The following is a 20434-nucleotide window of genomic DNA, read 5'->3' on the forward strand; positions in this document are numbered from 1 at the left end:
AGCAAAACCGCAGAAAAATACAGCGGCTGCGGCCAGCCTCGCCTCTACCCGGAGGTTGATCACACCAACGCTTCCAATCCTTTCTTATCTACCAGATTGAGTAGCTTCAATGATGGGCCGTTTGGCTTCTTACCGCCAACTTCCCACTTCTGCACCGTCGAGGGGCTGATGTTGAGGTAGGCGGCGAACACAGCTTGGCTGGCTCGCGTTTTTCTCCGGATAGCTTTGATTTGTTCCGGGGTGTAGATCTCCACAGGTGGCAGGCAAAGTACGTCGAACTCGCGCAAAGTGACGTCGTTCATCACACCAGCTTCATGTAATTCCCTGACGCTTTCGTGGATAGTGTCCAGGATCGTTTTATTCATCGCTAACAACCTCGATCAGTACGCCGCTTTTGGCGGCCCTTATCAACTCGGCTCTGCTGTAGTTCAGCAGGACATCTGCATACAGCTTCAAAGCCTTCAGTTCCTTATCGCTGATATTCGTCCTGACATTCTTGGCGAAGCCGTAAACGAAGAAGGCCCTGCTACCTGCGCGATACGCCAGCAGAGTTCGAACGCCTCCGCTCTTGCCTCGGCTGCCAACAGCCACTCGTTTCATGAATACCTGGCCGCCCAGGTCAGCGTCCACCAAGCCTCGTGTTATTTCCTCGACCGCATTCAACAAGGCCTCGTCACTTAGCCCCTCCTTGGTGGCCCATTTGCTGAATGCTCGGTTTTTGAATACCTGCATGCTACATCCTTGTCATGTGGCGTAGTGTATCACTGAGTGCTATAGGTGTAACCCCTGCGAAACTAACAGGTAAGAATGGTTCGTCAACAAGCTGTTGGTACAGCTGTGAAGCAGTGCCCACAAATCGGGCTCACCGACGGCACGCTATGTCAGGACGGTGCTCGACGCGCCGGGCGGTAATGCTGACCTGCCCCCATACCCCGACCGTACGATCATCAACCATGGAAACCACGTGATCTGTTTTTTGCAACGAGTGCACTGCGCCGGGCACCGATGGGCATACTCCGCAGGATCCCAATCAGGATGGGCAGGCATCAGTAGACCGTCACCAAGCGAGGCATGATATCAATCCATGCCGCGCTGTAATTACGATTCATCAGACCCCAATCAGCTCGCGGGAAATCACTATCACCCCTATCAGATTACTCACCATTTGCGCGCCGATAAGGATGACCGCGCACACCACCCAGAAAGTTGATCCGGCATAGCGTTCACTGGATTGGATTATCCGCAGAAACACCATGGCCCAGAATAATATGAGCGGAACCAGGATAAAGAGAGCGGCGATCGGCGGAGCGTTCATGGCGACAAGGACCAACAGCGGCAGCGTGGCCAGATGCCCTCCAATCATGCCGATATACCAGAAGGTGGGTGCCAAGCCGAGGCGGTTGTCAATGAAGTCGCAAACCAGGTCACCGACCACGGTGCCCCTTGTCTGCCTGGGGCTCACATCAGCTGGCTTCACGTTACTGGCAAGCCACCAGGCAGCGAGCACGCTGCCACCAATATACAGCAGCCGGGCCCCAGCTACGGTTAACCCACTGGTAAAGTCAGAGATCATTTCGATGCGGAACGCGTTGACGTCAAGCCTGAGTCCATAGCTGAGGTGGAAGAATAGTGCCCCGGCCAGCCCTGTGAGTACATGCCAGAGCAGCAGATGCAGGGGTAGCTTTTTCAGTGTCAGCCTGTGCATATGTCGCAGCATAATTGCATAAACGCAGACCCCGATTGCGCCGGCAATCAAACTGCCTTTGAAGTCAAAAGGGGCGAACGTAATATCCATTTCGGGCCAATGGGGCGGGTCAATCAGGTAAACCATCAGCCTGGCTGTGATGGCGAGCAGCATAACGATCGAGAAGAATATACCGACCCCGGCGGCCGGGTGGACTCTATGCCCTTCGTATTTTCGGGAACCAAGCTCAAGCCCCGCCCACGCGAGGACCCCGCCAAACACAAGAAACGCACCGGCGTTCACCAGCCACTGCGTGCCGCTCCCGTAATAGAAAGGGGGCTCGTAGAACCAGGATATATACAGCCCCACAATGATTGCCAACAGTGGTAGTGCACGGCTTACTACACCGGGGTAGGACGCATATTTCGGTTGATCGTCGTGAGCTGCACCTGGGCCGGCAGCGAGAGAGCTATCCATGCTTTAATCCTTTTGCATTCAATTCCAAGCAGATTCGTTTTTCTGCGGGACGAGTCTGCCATGCAAAAGGTTGAGTGCAAGGCGATAGAGCGCGGAATGTGACCGGCTCCGCGTATCAGGGACCACAGAGGCTGTCATGGGGTCCAGCGGGCGGGTGTCTGAAGTCAGCTGTAAGCGCAAGCTCAACGACAGCGCTTGCTAACGGGTTTCGTCGATCGGCAGAAGTTGTACGCTAGGGCGCTTGCGCGGCTCCAGCTTCAGCAATCGTTCCAGTGCATCGTTGACCGCGTGGCGGTCGCGCGTGTTCTCGACCTTCGCATCGGCCTGGTCGCGAAGCGCATGGACTTCTCCATGAATCGCCTCGACCTGCTCCGCACTCGGGCTATCGTGTAATGCGTTTTTCATGCATTGCAGCAGGGTGATCACCACCAGCGGGTCGTGACTGGCGTATACCCTGATGGGCGCGATCACCAGTTCCAGCATGCGGTGCATGGTGAGCTGCGGGCAGAACAGGCGCGGACTACCCCGATCGAAACAGCCAACGTCAAAGGGTGGCACTCCGCCGAGCCGTTGCAGCAATACGCTGATCAGATTGATCGCACGCATCGCGGTGCCTGGGTCGTTAATGGCCGGGCTGATGGCCTTGACTGCGATTTCCGACATCTGCCGCATGCCGTATGAAATATTGGCACTTGCGAATTCGTAGTCGTGAAAGTCGAAACAGTCGATCGCCTCCGCTTGGTCCTGCGCGCTTAAAGGCTCGCTGAAACTTATCAGCGGGTGGCCTTCTACCAGAAAGAACCCCGGCTCCACCTTGATTACCGCACGCAGGTTGCGATTGCGTAGTAGCTTGCCCAGACGCCGTTGATTCACATCCCGCAGATAGCCGGGCCGCGCTGCAGGAAGGCACCACCAGTCGCTGTCATCTGGCACGCCGCCGACGCCGGCCAGTCGGCGCTTGCGCTTATCGAGAGCGGCATTAGCTTCCCTGAATAGCTCGCTCAAGATCCAGTCAACCTGAATTGATTGCGATACCGAACGGATGAACACCACGAACATCGCCAGGCAGACGATACCCATGAGCAGCGCCAGCAGCAGGCCAACCGATGGCAGGGTGGCGGGTTCGTCCTTGTTGATGGTGGTGATCAACAGCAGATAATAAAGAATGCTGCCCAGATAGATACCGAGGACCACGCGATTACGCATGTCGCTCAACAGCCCCGGCAGCACCCGAGGCGTCAAACGCGCAGCCGCGCCGTTGAGCACGACCATAACCATGGAAAAACTGAATACAGTCAGCGACACGATGCTGGTGATCAGCGTGCCGAGGATTTCCCGACCATTGTCCGGGTCCAGAAGGCCGGATGGCAGCTTGTCGCGCAGCGCTAACGCGGTCGGCGTCATTTCGAAGGCCAGAACCGCCGCTGCAAGCAAGGCGTAGAAGGCGGTAATCAAGGCGGGATAAAAGGCGATGCTTTCACGCACCCGATGGAACAGGCGGAACACTAGGTTAGCTGGAGCTGACATATGGCGAGTACCTGGAATGGCGATATGGCTTTGACAGCCGTCGGGTGCGAAGTGCACACAGTTGTGGCGACGCCCCTGTGGGGGCGGGCCGACATCGCCTGGGGCTGCTGTGAATGGCAGTCGCACCATCCAGACAACTCGGTAACGATACGCCCGTGTCGATTTTGCTATTCCACTCCTAAAGCTTTACCCGTTTTGCCCGATAACATCTTCATCGGCGGCAGCTGCTTTCCAGGCTGTCAAGCCAACCGGGAAAGATTTTCTGAAAAAAGATTAAAGCTCCTGGCCAGTACGCCGATAAAGGGATTGAACGCGAACATTATGGGTGCCTGGGGATGACCGGCCCAGTGGTCGCAAGCTCAGGCAAACATCAATTCGGACCAAATGGAGAACGACCATGGCCCTGACAGTAAACAGCAACATTGCTTCCCTGAACGCTCAGCGCAACCTGAGCGGCTCCACCAATGCTCTGACCACTGCGATGGAGCGTCTATCCTCCGGTTCGCGTATCAACAGCGCCAAGGACGATGCGGCCGGTCTGCAGATTTCCAATCGTCTAACCAGCCAAATTAATGGCTTGAACGTTGCGACTCGGAATGCGAACGATGGTATTTCCATGGCGCAGGTTGCGGAAGGCGCCTTGCAGGAATCTACCACCATCCTGCAGCGGATGCGTGAGCTGGCACTACAAGCTGAGAACGGTGCAAACAGTGCCGCCGATAAAGAGTCACTGCAAAAGGAAGTAACCCAGCTGTCGCAAGAATTGGATCGTATCGCAAACACAACTTCCTTTGGTGAAGAAAAACTGTTGAATGGTGGCGCGTCTAATGCGGCAAGATCCTTTCAAGTTGGTGCGTACTCGAGCACCAGCGACACTATCACCCTGAACCTCACCCACGGTACAAACGAAGGATTTGGGGCAAGCGCACTAGGGTCAACTGAGACAGATGGCATCAAAATCGATGCGATTAGGCTTGCCGCAACCACGGAAGACGTAGACGGCACAGCGACCGAAGTTCCTGCGACTACGTTAGCAAAGAATCTCGAGGCGATTGACGGAGCGTTAGCAACTATTGATGCTACGCGGGCCGATCTCGGTGCGAAGCAAAATCGTCTGTCCAGCACTATCTCCAACCTCCAAAACATTTCCGAAAACGTATCAGCTTCGCGCAGCCGCATCATGGACACTGACTACGCCGTCGAAACTGCCAATCTGACCAAGAACCAGATCATGCAGCAAGCCGGTACTGCCATGCTGTCCCAGGCCAACCAGCTGCCGCAGGCAGTGTTGAGCCTGCTGGGCTAAGCCATCTGGCAGTGATCCACGGAGGGGAGAGTGATCTTCCCTCCGTTTTGTCGTTTGCGAGGCAAGGATTATGGAAACGCGTATACCTGATTTGCTCGATATACCCCGCTCACCGGAGCGCAAGGCCGGCCAGGCGCCGGACGCTCAGCATCAGGATGCAATCGACCGAATGCCCGCGGCGGCGCATGCACCCACGGACGGTTTCTTGACTCAAAGCCCAGCCGATAAGTTAAGCCGTGAGGAGCTGGAGGTAACTGTTGCGGAATTGAACGAGACATTTCGTGCAGCTGATCGAGATATCAGTTTCAGTCTGGATGACGATAGCGGCAGAATTGTGGTGACCGTAGCAGACCGGGAGACCGGAAATGTGATTCGCCAGATTCCCTCCGAGGAAGCCTTGGCGCTATCGGAAAAGTTATCCGAAGTGAGCGGCTTGCTATTGAAGACTGAGGTGTAATCGAAGCGTTGGCTCAGTTTTTGCTTTAACCTCGTCCAGGTATGATTCAGCGGCCAGACCGTCAATAAGCGGTCACGGAGGGCAGAAATGGCAATAGGTGGAATTGGCGGCCTCGGGTCCGGTATGGATGTGCGGGCTATGGTGGATGCATTGGTCGCAGCGGACAAGGCTCCCAAAGAGGCCCAGCTCAACCGCTTGGAAGGCACGACCAAAACCAAGGTGTCCGCTCTCGGGCAGTTCCGCAGCGCCCTGTCTTCCTTTGAAACGGCCCTGAAAAAGCTCAATAGCGCTCCCCTTTATCAGCAGCGATCGGCCGCGTCTGCCGACGAATCCATCGTAACTGTTACCGCCGGTTCCAAGGCCGTTGCGGGCAACTATGACGTCAAGGTGTTCGAGCTGGCACAGGGCAGCAAGGTATCGCTTGCCGGCGTGGATAGCGCCGACACCGTGATTGGCAGCGGGACGCTGACTATCCAGATCGGTGAAGACAGCTTCGATGTGGAGATTGCCGAAGGCGCGGATACCCTGGCAGGTATTCGGGATGCGATCAACGCGGCCGGCAAGGACAAGGGGCTGAACGCTACTATCGTCAGTGACCCCAGCGGCCCGGGTGGCTCACGCCTGATCTTGAGCTCCAGTGCTACTGGTGCTGACAACGACATCAAGGTTACCGCCACTGCCAGTGGGTCCGGCGACCTTTCGTTGTTGGAATTCCCTGCCTCGGCCTCGGCTCCCACCGGCGAACGCGCGCCTCGTCTGCTCATGGCGGCCAGCGATGCACGGCTGTCCATTGACGGGATCATGCTGTCCAGCGCGAGCAATACTATTGATGACGCCATCGACGGGGTATCGCTTACGCTGAACGCCGCGCAGATCGCCGATGAATCCGGTGCGGTGAAGCCGGTCTCGCTGACGGTGGCAGAAGACCTGGAGACGGTTAAAACGTCGGTAACCGAATTTGTTGATGCCTATAACAAGCTGGTCGGCACCATTGGTGCGTTGACCAAAGTCACCCCCGGAACGGGCGGCGATGATCAGCCTTCGACTGGTGCTCTGGTGGGTGACGCCTCCGTGCGCAGCTTCATGAACAGTGTGCGCTCCGAGCTGAGCAGCCAGTCCGACGGTGAGTTGCGTATCCTGGCGGACCTGGGCATCACCACTGAGCGGGACGGTAAGCTCAAGCTGGACACGGCGAAGCTGGATAAGGTTCTAGAGTCCGGCACGGATAAGCTCAGCGCCTTTTTTACTGGCGAAAATGGTCTGATGGTCCGCCTGGAGAGTCGCGTCAAACCTTACACCCAGACCGGTGGCCTGCTGGATAACCGCGACAAGGCGCTGCAGAACACCATGTCGAGTGTACGGGACCAGCAGGAGGCACTGGAGCGGCGTACCGCTTCGCTGGAGTCTCGATTGCTCGCGCAGTTCAATGCGATGGATTCCCTGGTTGGGAACTTGATGGGCACCAGCAACTATCTCACCGGGGTGCTTGAGAGCCTTCCCGGTGTAGTGAAACCGAGTAAATAACCATGAAAAGCCCCATCGACACCTACAAACAGGTCAACCTGGCCCAGGAAGTCTCCCAGTACCGCGCCGTACAGCTGCTGCTGGCTGGGGCCATCGAGCGCCTGAAGCTGGCGCGCCATGCCCAGCAGACCGGCAATCCTGAGCGGCGCGGCACGGCGGTCAGTAGCACCATCACCATCATCGGTGCGCTGCAGGCGTCATTGGACAAGGACCTGGGCGGCGAGATTGCCGAGAATCTCGACAGCCTGTACGACTACATGACCCGCAAGCTGGCGGGTGTGGCGTTGGATGATACGCCGCGGTCGCTGGATGAAGTGCAGCAGTTGTTGGAAGAGGTCAAGGAAGGTTGGGACGCGATTGAGCCGAAGTGAGCTTGGCGTTGCGTTAGTGTGAATAGAGAGAGTGGGCTGGCCTACCGGCCAGCGTCGCGGCGAGGTCGCCCCTCCTACAGGCGAGGCCCGGTTAGAAGGGCGGGCCCAGTTAGGCAGGTACGAGGCCCTGTTAGCGAATGTGTAATTAAAGAAAACCTCCGATTCATCCTCAAGTATTTCCCTCCCTGCCGATAACCAAAGTATGTGAACCACTTCTTCAGGATCGGTGTCCCAATGAATGCCTACGCAATGAAGCAATACCAGACTGTCAACGTTCATGCCCAGGTAACTGAGGCTGATCCGCATCGGTTGATCCAGATGCTGTTGGAAGGTGGTTTGCAGCGCATTGCGCAGGCGAAGGGGGCGATGGAGTATGGCAATATCGCGCTGAAGGGTGAGCTGATCGGCAAGGCGATGGGCATTATTGGTGGTTTGCGTGACGCGGTCGACACCGAGAAGGGTGGCGAAATAGCAGCAAATCTGGATAATCTCTACGCCTTCATGCAGCAGCGGCTGAGCCAGGCCAACCTGAAGAACGATCCGGCCATGCTGGAAGACGTCGCCAAGTTGCTGCGTGAAATCAAAGAGGGTTGGGACGGCATTCGCCAGTCCTGAACCAGCCCCGGGAGATCATCATGGCTGTTGCCGTCGAACAATTGCAGGACACCCATCAGGCACTGATCGCTGCCGTGCAGGCAGGTGATTGGCAGCAGGTGGGCGAGCTGGACCAGCTCTGTCGTCAACTGGTGCAGCAGGCCATGGCCCAGCCGGATCGGGATGAGGCGTTGCTGGCCGACATGCTGACCTCCCTGTCCCAGACCTACCGTGAAGTCATTGGCCTGTGCCAGGCGGTGCAGGGCAAGCTGGCTGAGGAGCTGCAGGGTGTGCAGCGCAGTCGCCAGGGTGCCAAGGTCTACCAGATGTTCAGTTGAGCCGGACGGGCTCCCAGGAGCCGTTCCGGTGCTGAATCTCCGCCGTTTGTTAGCCCAGCCCTTGCCATAAATTAGTTATCAGACAGATAGCACCCTTTTAGTGCGCCAAGTATTTGACTCACAAGGGCAAATTCTCTACCTTAAGCCTGTACCCGCAGTTATGGCGTAGTGCCATTGCATTGTGCGAGTCACTGGAAAAAGGACCTTCTGCCCTCATGCAGCTCAATAGCCATATCCTGTTGATCGATGATTGTCCACGCAGCCGCCACGACCTTAATCTGATTCTCGGTTTCCTGGGAGAGGACATCCTCTTCACCCATTCCGCTGCCTGGCAGGAGGAAGTGGCGGCGAAATTGCCGTCCCCGGCCGCGGTCAAATGCGTCATCGTCGGGGAGTGTGAATACCCGGCGGGGGCCGATGCGCTGGTGAGCCAGCTCGATAAATGGGATGCCCATCTGCCCGTTGTCGTGCTTGGACGCGAGCGGGTGGCGAGCTGGCCGGAGGCGCTGCGCCAGCGCCTGCTGGGTGTGCTGGAGCCGCCGCTGAGCTACAACCAGCTGCTGGATACCCTGCACCGTGCGCAGGTATACCGGGAGGTGTTCGACGACGGTAAGCGCAAGCAACAGCGCGAACCCAACCTGTTCCGCAGCCTGGTGGGCACCAGTCGGTCGATCCAGGCGGTACGGCAGATGATGAAGCAGGTGGCCGATACCGAAGCTACGGTGCTCATCCTGGGCGACTCCGGCACCGGCAAAGAGGTGGTAGCGCGCAATCTGCACTATCACTCGCAGCGGCGCGATGGGCCCTTTGTGCCGGTCAACTGCGGGGCGATTCCAGCGGAGCTGCTGGAAAGCGAACTCTTCGGTCACGAGAAGGGCGCCTTTACCGGGGCCATCACCAGTCGCGCCGGGCGTTTCGAGCTGGCCGCGGGCGGTACGCTATTTCTTGATGAGATCGGCGACATGCCGATGAACATGCAGGTCAAGCTGCTGCGGGTGTTGCAGGAGCGTACTTTCGAACGGGTCGGTAGCAACAAGCCGCAGCGGGCGGATGTGCGGGTGATCGCCGCGACCCACAAGAACCTGGAACAGATGATCCAGGAAGGCACCTTCCGCGAAGACCTCTACTACCGTTTGCATGTATTCCCCATCGAGATGCCGCCCCTGCGTGAGCGGATCGAGGACTTGCCGCTGCTGCTCAACGAGCTGATCACCCGGCTCGAGAAGGAGCGCCGCGGCTCCATCCGCTTCAGCAGCGCGGCGATCATGTCCCTGTGTCAGCACCCTTGGCCGGGCAACGTGCGCGAGCTGGCCAACCTGGTCGAGCGCATGGCGATCATGCACCCCCACGGCGTCATCGGGGTTGCCGAGTTGCCGCGTAAATTCCGCTACGTCGAGGATACCCACGAGGATCTGCGGCAACTGCGCGAGGAAGCCGAAGAAAATGCCTGGCAGGCCGGTGTGCCGGGGCTGGACCGCACTGGCTTGCCGCCCGAGGGGCTGGATCTGAAGGAGCACCTGGCGGGGTTGGAGCAGTCGTTGATTCAGCAGGCGCTGGACGAGGCCAACTATGTAGTGGCCCGGGCGGCGGAGCGGCTGCGTATCCGCCGTACTACTCTCGTTGAGAAGATGCGCAAATACGGCATGCAGCGGGACGCCGACGGTGGAGCTGACCGGGAAGCGTCAGAAGCCTGACGGGTAGTAATGTTTGTTTATATCAGGACGTTGATTTTAAAGGGAATATTGTCGGTGGCATAACCTTTGCTTAGTGATCCCCAAGTAGTGTTTTTATCAGGGGATTGCGATGGCTGTCACTGCTCCAAACCTGCCGCAGGATGCGCAGGACCGGGAAAAGCTCGAACAGGCCTATGGTCTGTTCAGCCAGATGTCCGATCAATTGCGCGAGTCGCATGGCCTGCTGGAACAGCAGGTAGCGCAATTGCAGGCGCAGCTGCTTGAGGTCAATGCCCAGCGCAACCGCGAGCTGGCCGAAAAGGCTCGTCTGGCTGGGCGGCTGCAGAACCTGTTGGATCTGCTCCCCGGCGGCGTCATCGTGCTCGATGGCCGCGGGGTGGTGCGCGAGGCCAATCCCGTGGCCCGCGAGCTGCTCGGTGAACCCCTCGAAGGCCAACTGTGGCGCGAGCTTATCCGCGACCGTTTTGCCCCCCGTGATGACGATTACCATGAAGTCTCTCTGCGCAGCGGCCGCCGTGTGTCCCTGGCGACCCGTTCCTTGCGGGGCGAGCCAGGGCAGATCATCCTGCTCACCGACCTGACCGAGACCCGCCGCCTGCAGGCAGACCTGGCCCGCAACGAGCGCCTGTCCGCCCTGGGTCGCATGGTCGCCTCGCTTGCTCACCAGATCCGCACCCCGCTGTCCACGGCCTTACTGTACGCCAGCCATCTACATGAGCCGGAGCTGTCGGTCGTGCATCGCCAGCGTTTCAGCCAGCGACTGAAGGACCGGCTGCAGACCATCGAGCAGCAGGTGCGGGACATGTTGCTGTTCGCCAAGGGTGATCTGCCGCTGACCGATTCGCTGTGCGCCAACGCCCTCTTTGCCGACCTGCAACAGCAGGCGGAAACCCTGGTGGGCGAAGCCGCCGCAGACTGCCGCTGGGAGGACCGCTGCCCGCCCGGTGTGCTGCTGCAATGCAACCGGGAGACCCTGATCGGCGCGGCGCTCAACCTGATCGACAATGCCATCCAGGCCGGCGCACCTGCGGCGCGGCTGAAGGTGGTCCAGCGTCTGCAGGAGGGTCGGTTGAGCCTGAGCGTAGTCGACGCTGGGCGCGGTATGACCAAGGCGGAACTGGCCAAGATCGGCGAACCTTTCTATACCACCCGGGCCCAGGGCACCGGCCTGGGCGTGTCGGTGGTCAAATCCGTGACCCAGGCCCATGGCGGCGCCTTTCTGCTGCGCAGTCGGGCGGGTCGCGGCACCTGGGCCGAACTCGTGCTGCCCGTGCAGCCAGCTGTAGCGGGAGGGCCGCTGGCATGACCGGGCCGCGTATCCTGCTGGTGGAAGACGATCGCGCCCTGCGCGAGGCGTTGGCCGACACCCTGATGCTGGGTGGCTACGATTACCTGGAAGCGGCCGATGGCGAGCAGGCGTTAGCGTTGCTGCAACGGCACAGCGTGGCGATGGTGGTGAGCGATGTGAATATGCCCGGCATGGACGGCCATGCGCTGCTGCGTGCGCTGCGCGAGCGCTATCCGCAATTGCCGGTGCTGCTGATGACTGCCTATGGCACGGTGCAGAACGCCGTGGAAGCCATGCGGGTGGGGGCGGTCGACTATCTGGTCAAGCCCTTCGAGCCGTCAGCCCTGCTTACGTTGGTGGCGCAACATGCCCAGGGTCGCCTGCAAGCCAACGCTGACGATGGACCGGTGGCGGTCGATCCAGCGAGCCAGCAGCTGTTGCATCTGGCCCAGCGGGTGGCAGCCAGCGATTCCACTGTGTTGATTTCAGGCGAGTCGGGTACCGGCAAGGAAGTGCTGGCCCGCTATATTCACCAGCAATCCCTCCGGGCAAGCCAGCCGTATATCGCCATCAACTGTGCGGCGATCCCCGAGAACATGCTCGAAGCGACCCTGTTCGGCCACGAAAAGGGCGCCTTTACCGGCGCGGTGGCCGCGGCGCCCGGCAAGTTCGAGCAGGCCAATGGCGGCACGCTGCTGCTGGACGAGATTTCCGAAATGCCCCTGGCGCTGCAGGCCAAGTTGCTGCGTGTATTGCAGGAGCGGGAGGTCGAGCGGGTCGGCGGGCGCAAGCTGATCCAGCTGGACATCCGCATCATCGCCACCACCAACCGGGACATGCCCGCAGAAGTGGCGGCGGGGCGCTTCCGCGAAGACCTGTATTACCGGCTCGGCGTATTCCCGCTGCAGTGGCAGCCCCTGCGGGCGCGCCCGGCGGATATCCTGCCGATTGCCGAGCGGCTGCTGGCCAAGCATATCGGCAAGATGAACCAGAACCCGGTCCGCTTCGCCCCCGACGCCTGCCAGGCGCTGCAACAGCACGCCTGGCCGGGGAACGTGCGCGAGCTGGACAATGCCGTGCAAAGGGCGTTGATTTTGCAGCAGGGCGGGGTGATTCGGGCGCAAGATTTGTGTCTGGCGACCTTGCCGGGTAATGCGATATTACCGGGGGATGCTTTGGCGCCGGTGGTGCAGGCGCCGATGCCGAGTCAGCCGCTCGCGCCGAGCCTGCCGCAGGGGAGTGCGGGGCTGGGGCATGATGTAAAGCAGCGGGAATACCAACTGATCATCGACACCCTGCGCGCCGAGCGCGGTCGCCGCAAGGAGACTGCGGAGCGGCTGGGGATCAGTCCGCGTACGTTGCGGTACAAGCTGGCGCAGATGCGGGATGCGGGGTTGGATGTGGAGGGGAAGTTGTTTTTGGGGTGAGGTGGCGTAGCTGGATATCTCGCTTCCCCCTCTCCCCAACCTGGCACCAATCTTGCTCTGTAATCTCCAAAGCTGAATTTGCCGTCAAAATATCCACGGCCGGGAGGAATCATGACGCAGGGTGTCGAGTTCAATCGTCTGATGTTGCAGATGCGTTCCATGCAGATGGAGGCGATGAGCCGTCCGCAGCCTGCAGTGGCGCCCGTAGCGCAGGATGTCAACGCGCCGGCCTTCGATGATCTGCTGCAGCAGGCGGTCAATCGCGTCAATGAACTCCAGCAAACGACCAGCGAGTTGCAGAGCGGCTATGAGCGCGGGGTGCCGGGGATTGATCTGGCGGAGGTGATGGTGGCCTCGCAGAAGTCCAGCGTTGCCTTCCAGGCCATGACCCAGGTGCGCAACAAGCTGATTACCGCCTATGAAGACATCATGAAGATGCCTATCTGATTCAGCCTGCTGTTTCGTTTGATCGAGGATTTGATTGATGGATGCTGCGAGCACTCCGAACACCCCCGCTACCCGGCCTGACCCCAGTGCTGCCGGCGGCCCGCGCAAGCCGTTCATGGGGCTGAGCTTCCTGGACAACCTGGCGCAATTGCCGATGCTGCGCCAGTTCGCCCTGTTGGTCGGGCTGGCTGCCAGCGTCGCCATCGGCTTTGCCGTGGTGCTCTGGTCGCAGCAGCCGGACTATCAGCCTTTGTACAGCAGCATGGACAACCTCGACGCCACCCAGGTGATCGAGGTGCTGCAGCAGAGCCGCATCCGCTACAAGGTCGAGCCGAGCAGCGGGGCGCTGCTGGTGCAGGCGGACGACCTGGCCGACGCCCGTATGCGCCTGGCCAGTGCCGGGGTCAGTCAGGGCGACGGCAACCTCGGCTTCGAGATCCTCGACCGGGAAAAGGGCCTGGGCACCAGCCAGTTCATGGAGGCCACCCAGTACCGCCGCGGCCTGGAAGGGGAAATGGCGCGGACCATCTCCAGCCTGTACAACGTCAAGGGTGCGCGGGTGCATATCGCCATGCCGCGCTCCACCGTGTTCGTGCGCGATGACCGCAAGCCCAGCGCCTCGGTGCTGCTGGAGATGTATCCCGGCCGGAAGCTCGAGCCCGCCCAGGTCATGGCCATCGTCAACCTGGTGGCGACCAGCGTACCCGAGCTGAGCAAGGACCAGGTGACCGTGGTCGACCAGCACGGCAACCTGCTGTCCGACCAGAACGAATTGAACGAGCTGACCATCGCCGGTCGCCAGTTCGACCACACCCGCCGTCTTGAAGAAACCTTCACCCGCCGGGTGCACAATATCCTCCAGCCGGTGCTGGGCACCGGTAACTACAAGGCGGAGGTCTCCGCCGATGTGGACTTCAGCACCATGGAGTCCACCTCCGAGAACTTCAATCCCGAAGCCGTGCTGCGCAGCGAGCAGGTGGTCAGCGAGCAGCGCGCCGCTGGGCAAGGGCCGCAGGGTATTCCGGGGGCACTGAGCAACCAGCCGCCCGGTACCACCCAGGTGCCGGAGCAGGTGATCGATCCGGAAACCGGCGAGCCGGTGCTGGCCGCGCCGCCGCGGGACTCACGCGAGCAGGCCACGCGCAATTACGAGCTGGACCGGCAGATCAGCTACACCCGCCAGCAACAGGGCCGGTTGAATCGCCTGTCGGTAGCGGTGGTGGTGGATAACCGCCAGCAGCTCAACGCCGAGACCGGCGAGGTCACCAGCGTACCGCTGACCGAGGCCGAGCTGGCCAGTCTCACCCAACTGGTGCGCGATGCGGTCGGCTATGATCAGGCCCGCGGCGACAGCGTCAGCGTGATCAACAGTGCCTTCGTGCCGGCAGGCGAGGTGGAAGCACTGCCGGAGGTGCCGTTCTGGACCCAGCCCTGGTTCTGGAATATTGCCAAGCAGGCGCTGGGCATTCTGTTTGTGCTGGTGCTGGTTTTCGGCGTGCTGCGGCCGGTGCTCAAGAGCCTCAGCGGTGGCAGCCAACAGGGCGCCGGCGACACTGCGGGCTACCCAGCCTTGAGCGACGACGGTTTGTTGGCGGATGATCTGCGCGACGATACCGTGAGCCTGTCCGCACCGGGCGCCGGCCCGGTATTGCTGCCGCCACCCAGTGCCGGTTACGAGCAGCAACTCAATGCCATCAAGGGCCTGCTGGCCGAAGACCCGGGCCGCGTGGCCCAGGTAGTGAAAGAATGGATCAATGCCGATGAGTGACGAAGCCAAGCGTACGCAAAAACTCTCCAAGCTGGACAAGGCGGCGATCTTCCTGCTGAGCCTGGGTGAATCCGATGCCGCGGCGGTACTGCGGCACATGGGGCCCAAGGAAGTACAGCGGGTCGGCAGCGCCATGGCCGGGTTGCGCACTGTGCAGCGCGATCACGTGCAGCAGGTGATGGCGGACTTCATTGAGGTGGCGGGCGACCAGACCGGCCTCGGTGTTGGCGCCGACAGCTACATCCGCACCATGCTCACCCAGGCCCTGGGCGAGGACAAGGCCAACAGCCTGGTCGATCGGATCCTCATGGGCGGCAGCACCTCGGGCCTGGACAGCCTCAAATGGATGGAGCCCCGGGCGGTCGCCGATGTGATCCGCTACGAGCACCCGCAGATCCAGGCCATCGTGGTGGCCTATCTCGACCCGGACATGGCCGCCGAGGTGATCGGGTATTTCGATCACAAGGTGCGGCTCGATGTGCTGTTGCGCGTCGCTGCGTTGAATACGGTGCAGCCGTCGGCCCTGAAGGAGCTCAACGAGATCCTCGAAAAACAGTTCGCCGGCAACTCCAACACCACCCGGGCCAACATGGGTGGGGTCAAGCGTACCGCCGACATCATGAACTATCTGGAAAGCGGCGCCGAGGCGCAGCTGATAGAATCCATCCGGCAACTGGACGAGGACCTGTCGAGCAAGATCGAGGATCTGATGTTCGTGTTCGATAACCTGGCGGACGTGGACGACCGCGGCATCCAGATGCTGCTGCGGGAAGTGTCCACCGATGTGCTGGTCGTGGCCCTCAAGGGCGCCGACGAGATGATCAAGGACAAGATCTTCCGCAACATGTCCAAGCGGGCCTCCGAGCTGCTGCAGGACGACCTCGAAGCCAAGGGGCCGGTGCGCATCAGCGAAGTGGAAGCTGCGCAGAAGGAAATTCTCGCCATCGCCCGGCGCATGGCCGATGCTGGGGAAATCGTGCTCGGTGGCAAGGGCGCCGAGGAAATGATCTGACGACGTCCTGCACTGCGGTGCAGAGGTGACTGAATGAACGACAAAAAGGACAGCGAGCTGATCCGCGGGGACCAGCTGCAGGCGTTCAACCTCTGGGACATCCCCAGTTTCGACGAGGCGCCGCATCAGGTGTCCCGCGACGCCGACCAGCCCGAGGTGCTGGAAGCGGAGCCGGTGGTCGAGGATGTGGAAGAGCTCCCCGAGGTCAAGCCGTTTACCGTCGAGGAGCTGGAGCAGATCCGCGCCGAGGCCTACAACGAAGGTTTTGCCACCGGCGAGCGGGACGGATTCCACTCGGGCCAGCTCAAGGCCCAGCAGGAGGCCAAGACCCGTATCGAGGCCCGGGTCGACGAGCTGGGCGCGCTGATGGCCCAGCTGTTCGAGCCGCTGCAGCAACAGGATGACCAGATCGAGGACATGCTGCTCACCCTGGTGGAGAGCATGGTGCGCCAGGTTATCCAGCGCGAGCTGCAGACCGATTCCAGCCAGATCGTCCAGGTGCTGCGCGGCGCGCTCAAGGTGCTGCCGATGGGCGCCAACAATATCCGTATCTATCTCAATCCCGCCGACTTCGAGGCGGTCAAGCGCCTGCGCGAGCGCCACGAGGAAAGCTGGCGCCTGCTCGAGGACGATCAATTGCTGCCCGGTGGCTGCCGGGTTGAAACCGAACACAGCCAGGTGGATGCCACCCGGGAAACCCGCCTGCAGCAGGTCATCGAGCAGCTCTACGAGCAGCAGCGGGAGCAGCGCGCCCATCCGCCGGCGCCCGACCTGCCAATTCCTGCCTTGAGCGACGAGGCTGGTGATGACCAGGCTTGAGCGCATCAGCTTCGCCCGGCGGCTGGCGGGCTATACCGCCGCCACCGAGCTGCCGGCCGCGCCGGTAGTCGAAGGCCGGCTGATCCGCATGGTCGGCCTGACGCTGGAGGCCGAAGGGTTGCAGGCCCCGGTCGGCAGCCGCTGCGTGGTCATCAGTGAAAGCCTGCAGGGGGAAACCCGGGTCGAGGCCGAGGTGATGGGCTTTGCCGGTAGCAAGATCTACCTGATGCCGGTGGACCGCATGCAGGGACTGCAGCCCGGCGCGCGGGTGGTGCCCGCCGCCGGCGGTGGCAAGCTGCCGATGGGCAGCGACATGCTCGGCCGGGTGCTGGACGGTATCGGTCGCCCGTTGGACGGCAAGGGCCCGTTCAAGTGCGAAGACTGGGTAGACCTCAACGGTCCGGTAATCAATCCCCTCAAGCGCCACCCCATCGAACAGCCGCTGGACGTCGGCATCCGCGCCATCAACAGCATGCTCACGGTTGGCCGTGGCCAGCGCCTGGGCCTGTTTGCCGGCAGCGGCGTGGGCAAGAGCGTGCTGCTGGGCATGATGACCCGTTTTACCGAGGCGGACATCACCATCGTCGGCCTGATCGGCGAGCGGGGCCGGGAGGTCAAGGAGTTCATCGAGCAGATCCTCGGCGAGGAGGGCATGGCCCGCTCGGTGGTGGTGGCTTCCCCGGCCGATGATGCGCCGCTGATGCGCCTGCGCGCGGCCATGTATTGCACCCGGGTGGCGGAATACTTCCGTGACCGGGGCAAGAACGTGCTGTTGCTGATGGATTCGCTCACCCGCTTTGCCCAGGCCCAGCGCGAGATCGCCCTGGCCATCGGCGAGCCGCCAGCAACCAAGGGTTACCCGCCCTCGGTGTTCGCCAAATTGCCGGCGCTGGTGGAGCGGGCGGGCAATGCGGAGGAGGGCGGCGGCTCGATTACCGCCTTCTATACCGTGCTGTCCGAGGGGGACGACCAGCAGGACCCGATCGCGGATGCCTCGCGGGCGATTCTCGATGGTCACGTGGTGCTGTCCCGGCGCCTCGCCGAGGAGGGACATTACCCGGCCATTGATATCGAGGCCTCGATCAGCCGCGCCATGCCGCAGATCGTACCGCCGGAGCACCTGCAGCAGGCGCAACTGCTCAAGCAGCTGTATGCCCGCTACCAGCAGAACCGCGACCTGATCAGCGTCGGCGCCTACGCCGCCGGTTCCGATCCCATGACCGACCGGGCGATCGCCAAGATCCCCGGTATCCAGGGCTTCCTCCGGCAAGGCCTGCGGGAGAGCTTCAACCTGGGCGACAGCCAGGCGGCCATGGAGCAGTTGATCAATGAGTGACAGCCGCGTCCGGCGCATGGCGCCCGTGCTGGACCTGGCCCTGGCCGAGGAACGCAAGGCCGCCGGGGTGCTGGGCGATTGCCAGAAGCAGCTCGAGGACGCGGCCGCCCGGCTGCGGGACCTGGAGCATTATAGCGGCGAGTACGCCAAGGGCTGGAGCCAGCAGGGCAGCGCGGGCGTGGGGCGGGAATGGTTGCTCAACTACCAGCGCTTCATGGCACAGATGCAGACGGCCATCGAGCAGCAGCGCCAGACCCTGGGCTGGCACCAGCAGAGCCTGGAGCGGGCCCGCAGCCTCTGGCGCGAGCGCTATCAGCGGGTCGAGGCGCTGCGCAAGCTGATCGAGAAATACCGCGAGGAAGCCCGGGCCCGGGCCGACAAGCAGGAGCAGAAGCTGCTGGACGAATTGACCCAGCGCGCCTTCGCCCATCGTCGGCAAACCGATGGCGATCTTTTGTGATCCCGTTGGCATTTACATAAAAGCGTAACCCGTCCGATATAGCCTTCGCTGGCCAGCTTCGGCATACTCCTGCCGCCGGCGCCGCCTGCCTCATCCCCTCGGCTTATTTATCGGACTTCTCCCATGCCTGAACGCCTTTCCGACCTCGATCCGGATGTACAGACCATGCTTCGCGAGCTGATGCAGGACGACTACAACTCGCTGTTGCAGACCTTTCTGCAGGATACCGATCGGCGCCTGTGCCAACTGCACGAGAGCCTCGACCGCAACAATTGGGAGGGTTTCCGTCAGGCTGCCCACAGCTTCAAGGGCAGTTGCGGCAATATGGGTGCGCTGGCATTGACCAAGGCCTGCCAGCAGGCCGAAGAGGCCGCGTCCCTGGCCGATGCGGAAGCTGCCACCCAGGTCTGTGATCTTATCGACCGGTTGTGCCTGCGGCTGCGCCCGCAACTGACCTGCACCCACTGAGCTGGCTCTTCTGACGGGACGCCTGGCCCGGAACTTGCTCTGTACTGATAACCCAACCGTTATCGTGATCCCACGGAGACCGTCCGATGTCCGCCAGCCCGCCCCTGATGGCCCTGCTCAATACCGACCTGCGTCCCAGTGCCCGCAGCGACAGCGCCCGTACGACACCGGACGCGGAGCAGGGCGATGCCTTCGCCGGGCTATTGGCCGAGCAGCTGCCGGACGATCTGGCCGCCGCCCTGGATGACCTGTCCGCCGAACAGCGCGCCGCCCTGGAGCAGGCCGCCCTTGCCGCTGACGGCAAGGGCTTGCCGCCCCTGCAGGAGTGGCTGGAGCAATTGCCGCTGGAGCAGGATGAATTGCTGCCGGGCGGTGAGGACGCGCTCAGCGCCATCGGCCAGTGGCTGCAACTGTTGCAGGACGCGGCCAAGCCCGTTACGTCGGGGCAACCGGGCGCGGCAACGCTGGCGGCGGGTGGGGCGGCCACACCGGCGGCCGGCTCGGCTCTCGGTGCATCCCAGACGGGACTGCCCATGGACGGCGTGGATTCGCTGGAGTTGACAGCTGGCCAGGCGGGCAGGGAGCAGACCGGCAGGGAACAGTCGGACCGCCAGCAGACCGGCCGTGACCCCCTGCTGGACAACGACCTGAATCGCCCGACGCGGCAGGGCGCCCAGACCCAGACTAACCAAGCGCAGGACTTCTCTGCGGCCTTGCAGCGGGTGGCCGCCAGTGCAGCGGAGAGCCAGCCGGTATCCGCCGCCATGCTGGGCAAGCTGGCCGAGCAGCTGGAGCGGGGCAGTGCAAGTCGCAGTGGCGGTGAGACCGAGGCGTTGGACGGCGCGCGACCCGGCTCCTACGCCGCCACCGCGCGCCCGGTCGCGGCACCGACCCAGGCGCTGGGCGTGCCCTTCGGGCAGCCGAGCTGGGGGGAGGCGATGATCGAGAAGGTCATGTGGATGTCCAGCCAGAACCTGCGCAGCGTCGAGATCCAGTTGGATCCAGCCGAACTCGGTCCGCTGGAAATCCATATCCAGCATCGCGGCCAGGAATTGCAGGTGCAGTTCGTCAGCCAGAACCCCAGTGTCCGTGAAGCCCTGGAAGCCCAGATGCACCGGCTGCGGGACATGTTCGGCCAACAGGGCCTGGAACAAGCCGAGGTGACCGTGGCCGACCGGTCTGCCGGTGACCAGCCGGGGCAGCGTGAGGGGCAAGCGCCGGAGCGAACCGCCGGGCGCGCTGCTCCGGGCGCCAGCCCCGTGAGCGGTGCAGCCAGCGGCGAGCCGGGCGAACCTTCAACGTCCCGCGCGCAGTGGCTGCCGACGCAGCGGCTGGTGGATTACTACGTGTGAGTTTTGGGTGGCTAGCCACCCAAGCGCAGACATTTTCCCTCCAGCGCTTTATCCTTGTCCGCCACAGGCAACACGCCACCATGCC

Annotated in this window: 21 protein-coding genes; 17 read left to right on the forward strand and 4 right to left on the reverse strand. The window is 61.8% G+C overall.

Translation table 11 applies throughout. The features are described from left to right. Positions 1-59 precede the first annotated feature (59 nt). From VG99_RS11890 to VG99_RS11905, 4 genes are all read right to left on the reverse strand, one after another. Positions 60-365 (reverse strand): helix-turn-helix domain-containing protein, encoded by a 306-nt coding sequence (locus VG99_RS11890; RefSeq protein WP_044500200.1) that lies wholly within the window; start codon positions 363-365, stop codon positions 60-62. Beyond that, positions 358-732, reverse strand: a complete 375-nt coding sequence (locus VG99_RS11895) for a type II toxin-antitoxin system RelE/ParE family toxin (RefSeq protein WP_044500202.1) — start codon at positions 730-732, stop codon at positions 358-360. The genes VG99_RS11890 and VG99_RS11895 overlap by 8 nt, the downstream gene beginning before the upstream one ends. A gap of 376 nt (positions 733-1108) precedes the next feature. Continuing rightward, on the reverse strand, positions 1109-2161 hold the full coding sequence (locus VG99_RS11900; protein WP_044500203.1) for a hypothetical protein: 1053 nt from the start codon (positions 2159-2161) through the stop codon (positions 1109-1111). 198 nt (positions 2162-2359) lie between these two features. Continuing rightward, positions 2360-3688: a DUF2254 domain-containing protein gene (locus VG99_RS11905; RefSeq protein ID WP_044500205.1), complete on the reverse strand. Its 1329-nt coding sequence runs from the start codon at positions 3686-3688 to the stop codon at positions 2360-2362. Between the two features lie 397 nt (positions 3689-4085). On the opposite strand from VG99_RS11905, the gene VG99_RS11910 reads away from it, so the two are divergent. The 17 genes from VG99_RS11910 (at position 4086) to VG99_RS15535 (ending at position 20349) form a co-directional block, all read left to right on the forward strand. Continuing rightward, a complete protein-coding gene (locus VG99_RS11910; protein WP_044500206.1) occupies positions 4086-4994 on the forward strand; it encodes a flagellin domain-containing protein in 909 nt (302 codons plus the stop codon). Between the two features lie 70 nt (positions 4995-5064). Continuing rightward, positions 5065-5451: a flagellar protein FlaG gene (locus VG99_RS11915; protein WP_052508792.1), complete on the forward strand. Its 387-nt coding sequence runs from the start codon at positions 5065-5067 to the stop codon at positions 5449-5451. A gap of 123 nt (positions 5452-5574) precedes the next feature. Beyond that, complete coding sequence (gene fliD / locus VG99_RS11920) at positions 5575-6975, forward strand: flagellar filament capping protein FliD (protein WP_338052301.1); 1401 nt, start codon at positions 5575-5577, stop codon at positions 6973-6975. 2 nt (positions 6976-6977) lie between these two features. Next, positions 6978-7346 (forward strand): flagellar export chaperone FliS, encoded by a 369-nt coding sequence (gene fliS, locus VG99_RS11925; protein WP_044500208.1) that lies wholly within the window; start codon positions 6978-6980, stop codon positions 7344-7346. 234 nt (positions 7347-7580) lie between these two features. Next, the gene (fliS, locus tag VG99_RS11930) at positions 7581-7961 is read left to right on the forward strand and encodes a flagellar export chaperone FliS (protein WP_036988791.1); all 381 of its coding nucleotides are present in this window, start codon (positions 7581-7583) and stop codon (positions 7959-7961) included. Between the two features lie 20 nt (positions 7962-7981). Continuing rightward, the gene (gene fliT / locus VG99_RS11935) at positions 7982-8278 is read left to right on the forward strand and encodes a flagellar protein FliT (RefSeq protein ID WP_044500210.1); all 297 of its coding nucleotides are present in this window, start codon (positions 7982-7984) and stop codon (positions 8276-8278) included. Positions 8279-8493: 215 nt separating this feature from the next. Beyond that, positions 8494-9972, forward strand: coding sequence for a sigma-54 dependent transcriptional regulator (locus VG99_RS11940; RefSeq protein ID WP_044500212.1), 1479 nt, complete (start codon positions 8494-8496; stop codon positions 9970-9972). A gap of 109 nt (positions 9973-10081) precedes the next feature. Further along, a complete protein-coding gene (locus VG99_RS11945; RefSeq protein WP_044500214.1) occupies positions 10082-11278 on the forward strand; it encodes a sensor histidine kinase in 1197 nt (398 codons plus the stop codon). Further along, the gene (locus VG99_RS11950; protein ID WP_044500215.1) at positions 11275-12687 is read left to right on the forward strand and encodes a sigma-54-dependent transcriptional regulator; all 1413 of its coding nucleotides are present in this window, start codon (positions 11275-11277) and stop codon (positions 12685-12687) included. The genes VG99_RS11945 and VG99_RS11950 overlap by 4 nt, the downstream gene beginning before the upstream one ends. A 111-nt stretch (positions 12688-12798) precedes the next feature. Further along, on the forward strand, positions 12799-13134 hold the full coding sequence (fliE, locus tag VG99_RS11955) for a flagellar hook-basal body complex protein FliE (protein ID WP_044500217.1): 336 nt from the start codon (positions 12799-12801) through the stop codon (positions 13132-13134). 37 nt (positions 13135-13171) lie between these two features. After that, on the forward strand, positions 13172-14902 hold the full coding sequence (gene fliF, locus VG99_RS11960; protein ID WP_044500218.1) for a flagellar basal-body MS-ring/collar protein FliF: 1731 nt from the start codon (positions 13172-13174) through the stop codon (positions 14900-14902). Further along, on the forward strand, positions 14895-15914 hold the full coding sequence (gene fliG / locus VG99_RS11965) for a flagellar motor switch protein FliG (protein ID WP_044500219.1): 1020 nt from the start codon (positions 14895-14897) through the stop codon (positions 15912-15914). Before fliF ends, fliG begins: the two co-directional genes overlap by 8 nt. Before the next feature lie 33 nt (positions 15915-15947). Further along, positions 15948-16733: a flagellar assembly protein FliH gene (fliH, locus tag VG99_RS11970; RefSeq protein WP_044500220.1), complete on the forward strand. Its 786-nt coding sequence runs from the start codon at positions 15948-15950 to the stop codon at positions 16731-16733. Further along, positions 16720-18069 carry a flagellar protein export ATPase FliI gene (gene fliI, locus VG99_RS11975; protein ID WP_044500222.1) on the forward strand — a complete coding sequence of 450 codons (1350 nt, stop codon included), beginning with the start codon at positions 16720-16722 and terminating at the stop codon, positions 18067-18069. Before fliH ends, fliI begins: the two co-directional genes overlap by 14 nt. Beyond that, positions 18062-18529, forward strand: a complete 468-nt coding sequence (gene fliJ, locus VG99_RS11980) for a flagellar export protein FliJ (RefSeq protein WP_044500224.1) — start codon at positions 18062-18064, stop codon at positions 18527-18529. The genes fliI and fliJ overlap by 8 nt, the downstream gene beginning before the upstream one ends. Before the next feature lie 123 nt (positions 18530-18652). Beyond that, on the forward strand, positions 18653-18997 hold the full coding sequence (locus tag VG99_RS11985; RefSeq protein ID WP_044500226.1) for an Hpt domain-containing protein: 345 nt from the start codon (positions 18653-18655) through the stop codon (positions 18995-18997). A gap of 86 nt (positions 18998-19083) precedes the next feature. Beyond that, positions 19084-20349, forward strand: a complete 1266-nt coding sequence (locus tag VG99_RS15535) for a flagellar hook-length control protein FliK (RefSeq protein WP_052508794.1) — start codon at positions 19084-19086, stop codon at positions 20347-20349. Positions 20350-20434: the final 85 nt, after the last annotated feature.

This window comes from Pseudomonas saudimassiliensis (assembly GCF_000939975.1).
Lineage (GTDB): Bacteria > Pseudomonadota > Gammaproteobacteria > Pseudomonadales > Pseudomonadaceae > Halopseudomonas > Halopseudomonas saudimassiliensis.

Coding starts and splice junctions, on each gene's coding strand:
- VG99_RS11890 (WP_044500200.1), bottom strand. CDS start 365: ATGAATAAAACGATCCTGGACACTATCCACGAAAGCGTCAGGGAATTA.
- VG99_RS11895 (WP_044500202.1), bottom strand. CDS start 732: ATGCAGGTATTCAAAAACCGAGCATTCAGCAAATGGGCCACCAAGGAG.
- VG99_RS11900 (WP_044500203.1), bottom strand. CDS start 2,161: ATGGATAGCTCTCTCGCTGCCGGCCCAGGTGCAGCTCACGACGATCAA.
- VG99_RS11905 (WP_044500205.1), bottom strand. CDS start 3,688: ATGTCAGCTCCAGCTAACCTAGTGTTCCGCCTGTTCCATCGGGTGCGT.
- VG99_RS11910 (WP_044500206.1), top strand. CDS start 4,086: ATGGCCCTGACAGTAAACAGCAACATTGCTTCCCTGAACGCTCAGCGC.
- VG99_RS11915 (WP_052508792.1), top strand. CDS start 5,065: ATGGAAACGCGTATACCTGATTTGCTCGATATACCCCGCTCACCGGAG.
- fliD (WP_338052301.1), top strand. CDS start 5,575: ATGGATGTGCGGGCTATGGTGGATGCATTGGTCGCAGCGGACAAGGCT.
- fliS (WP_044500208.1), top strand. CDS start 6,978: ATGAAAAGCCCCATCGACACCTACAAACAGGTCAACCTGGCCCAGGAA.
- fliS (WP_036988791.1), top strand. CDS start 7,581: ATGAATGCCTACGCAATGAAGCAATACCAGACTGTCAACGTTCATGCC.
- fliT (WP_044500210.1), top strand. CDS start 7,982: ATGGCTGTTGCCGTCGAACAATTGCAGGACACCCATCAGGCACTGATC.
- VG99_RS11940 (WP_044500212.1), top strand. CDS start 8,494: ATGCAGCTCAATAGCCATATCCTGTTGATCGATGATTGTCCACGCAGC.
- VG99_RS11945 (WP_044500214.1), top strand. CDS start 10,082: ATGGCTGTCACTGCTCCAAACCTGCCGCAGGATGCGCAGGACCGGGAA.
- VG99_RS11950 (WP_044500215.1), top strand. CDS start 11,275: ATGACCGGGCCGCGTATCCTGCTGGTGGAAGACGATCGCGCCCTGCGC.
- fliE (WP_044500217.1), top strand. CDS start 12,799: ATGACGCAGGGTGTCGAGTTCAATCGTCTGATGTTGCAGATGCGTTCC.
- fliF (WP_044500218.1), top strand. CDS start 13,172: ATGGATGCTGCGAGCACTCCGAACACCCCCGCTACCCGGCCTGACCCC.
- fliG (WP_044500219.1), top strand. CDS start 14,895: ATGAGTGACGAAGCCAAGCGTACGCAAAAACTCTCCAAGCTGGACAAG.
- fliH (WP_044500220.1), top strand. CDS start 15,948: ATGAACGACAAAAAGGACAGCGAGCTGATCCGCGGGGACCAGCTGCAG.
- fliI (WP_044500222.1), top strand. CDS start 16,720: ATGACCAGGCTTGAGCGCATCAGCTTCGCCCGGCGGCTGGCGGGCTAT.
- fliJ (WP_044500224.1), top strand. CDS start 18,062: ATGAGTGACAGCCGCGTCCGGCGCATGGCGCCCGTGCTGGACCTGGCC.
- VG99_RS11985 (WP_044500226.1), top strand. CDS start 18,653: ATGCCTGAACGCCTTTCCGACCTCGATCCGGATGTACAGACCATGCTT.
- VG99_RS15535 (WP_052508794.1), top strand. CDS start 19,084: ATGTCCGCCAGCCCGCCCCTGATGGCCCTGCTCAATACCGACCTGCGT.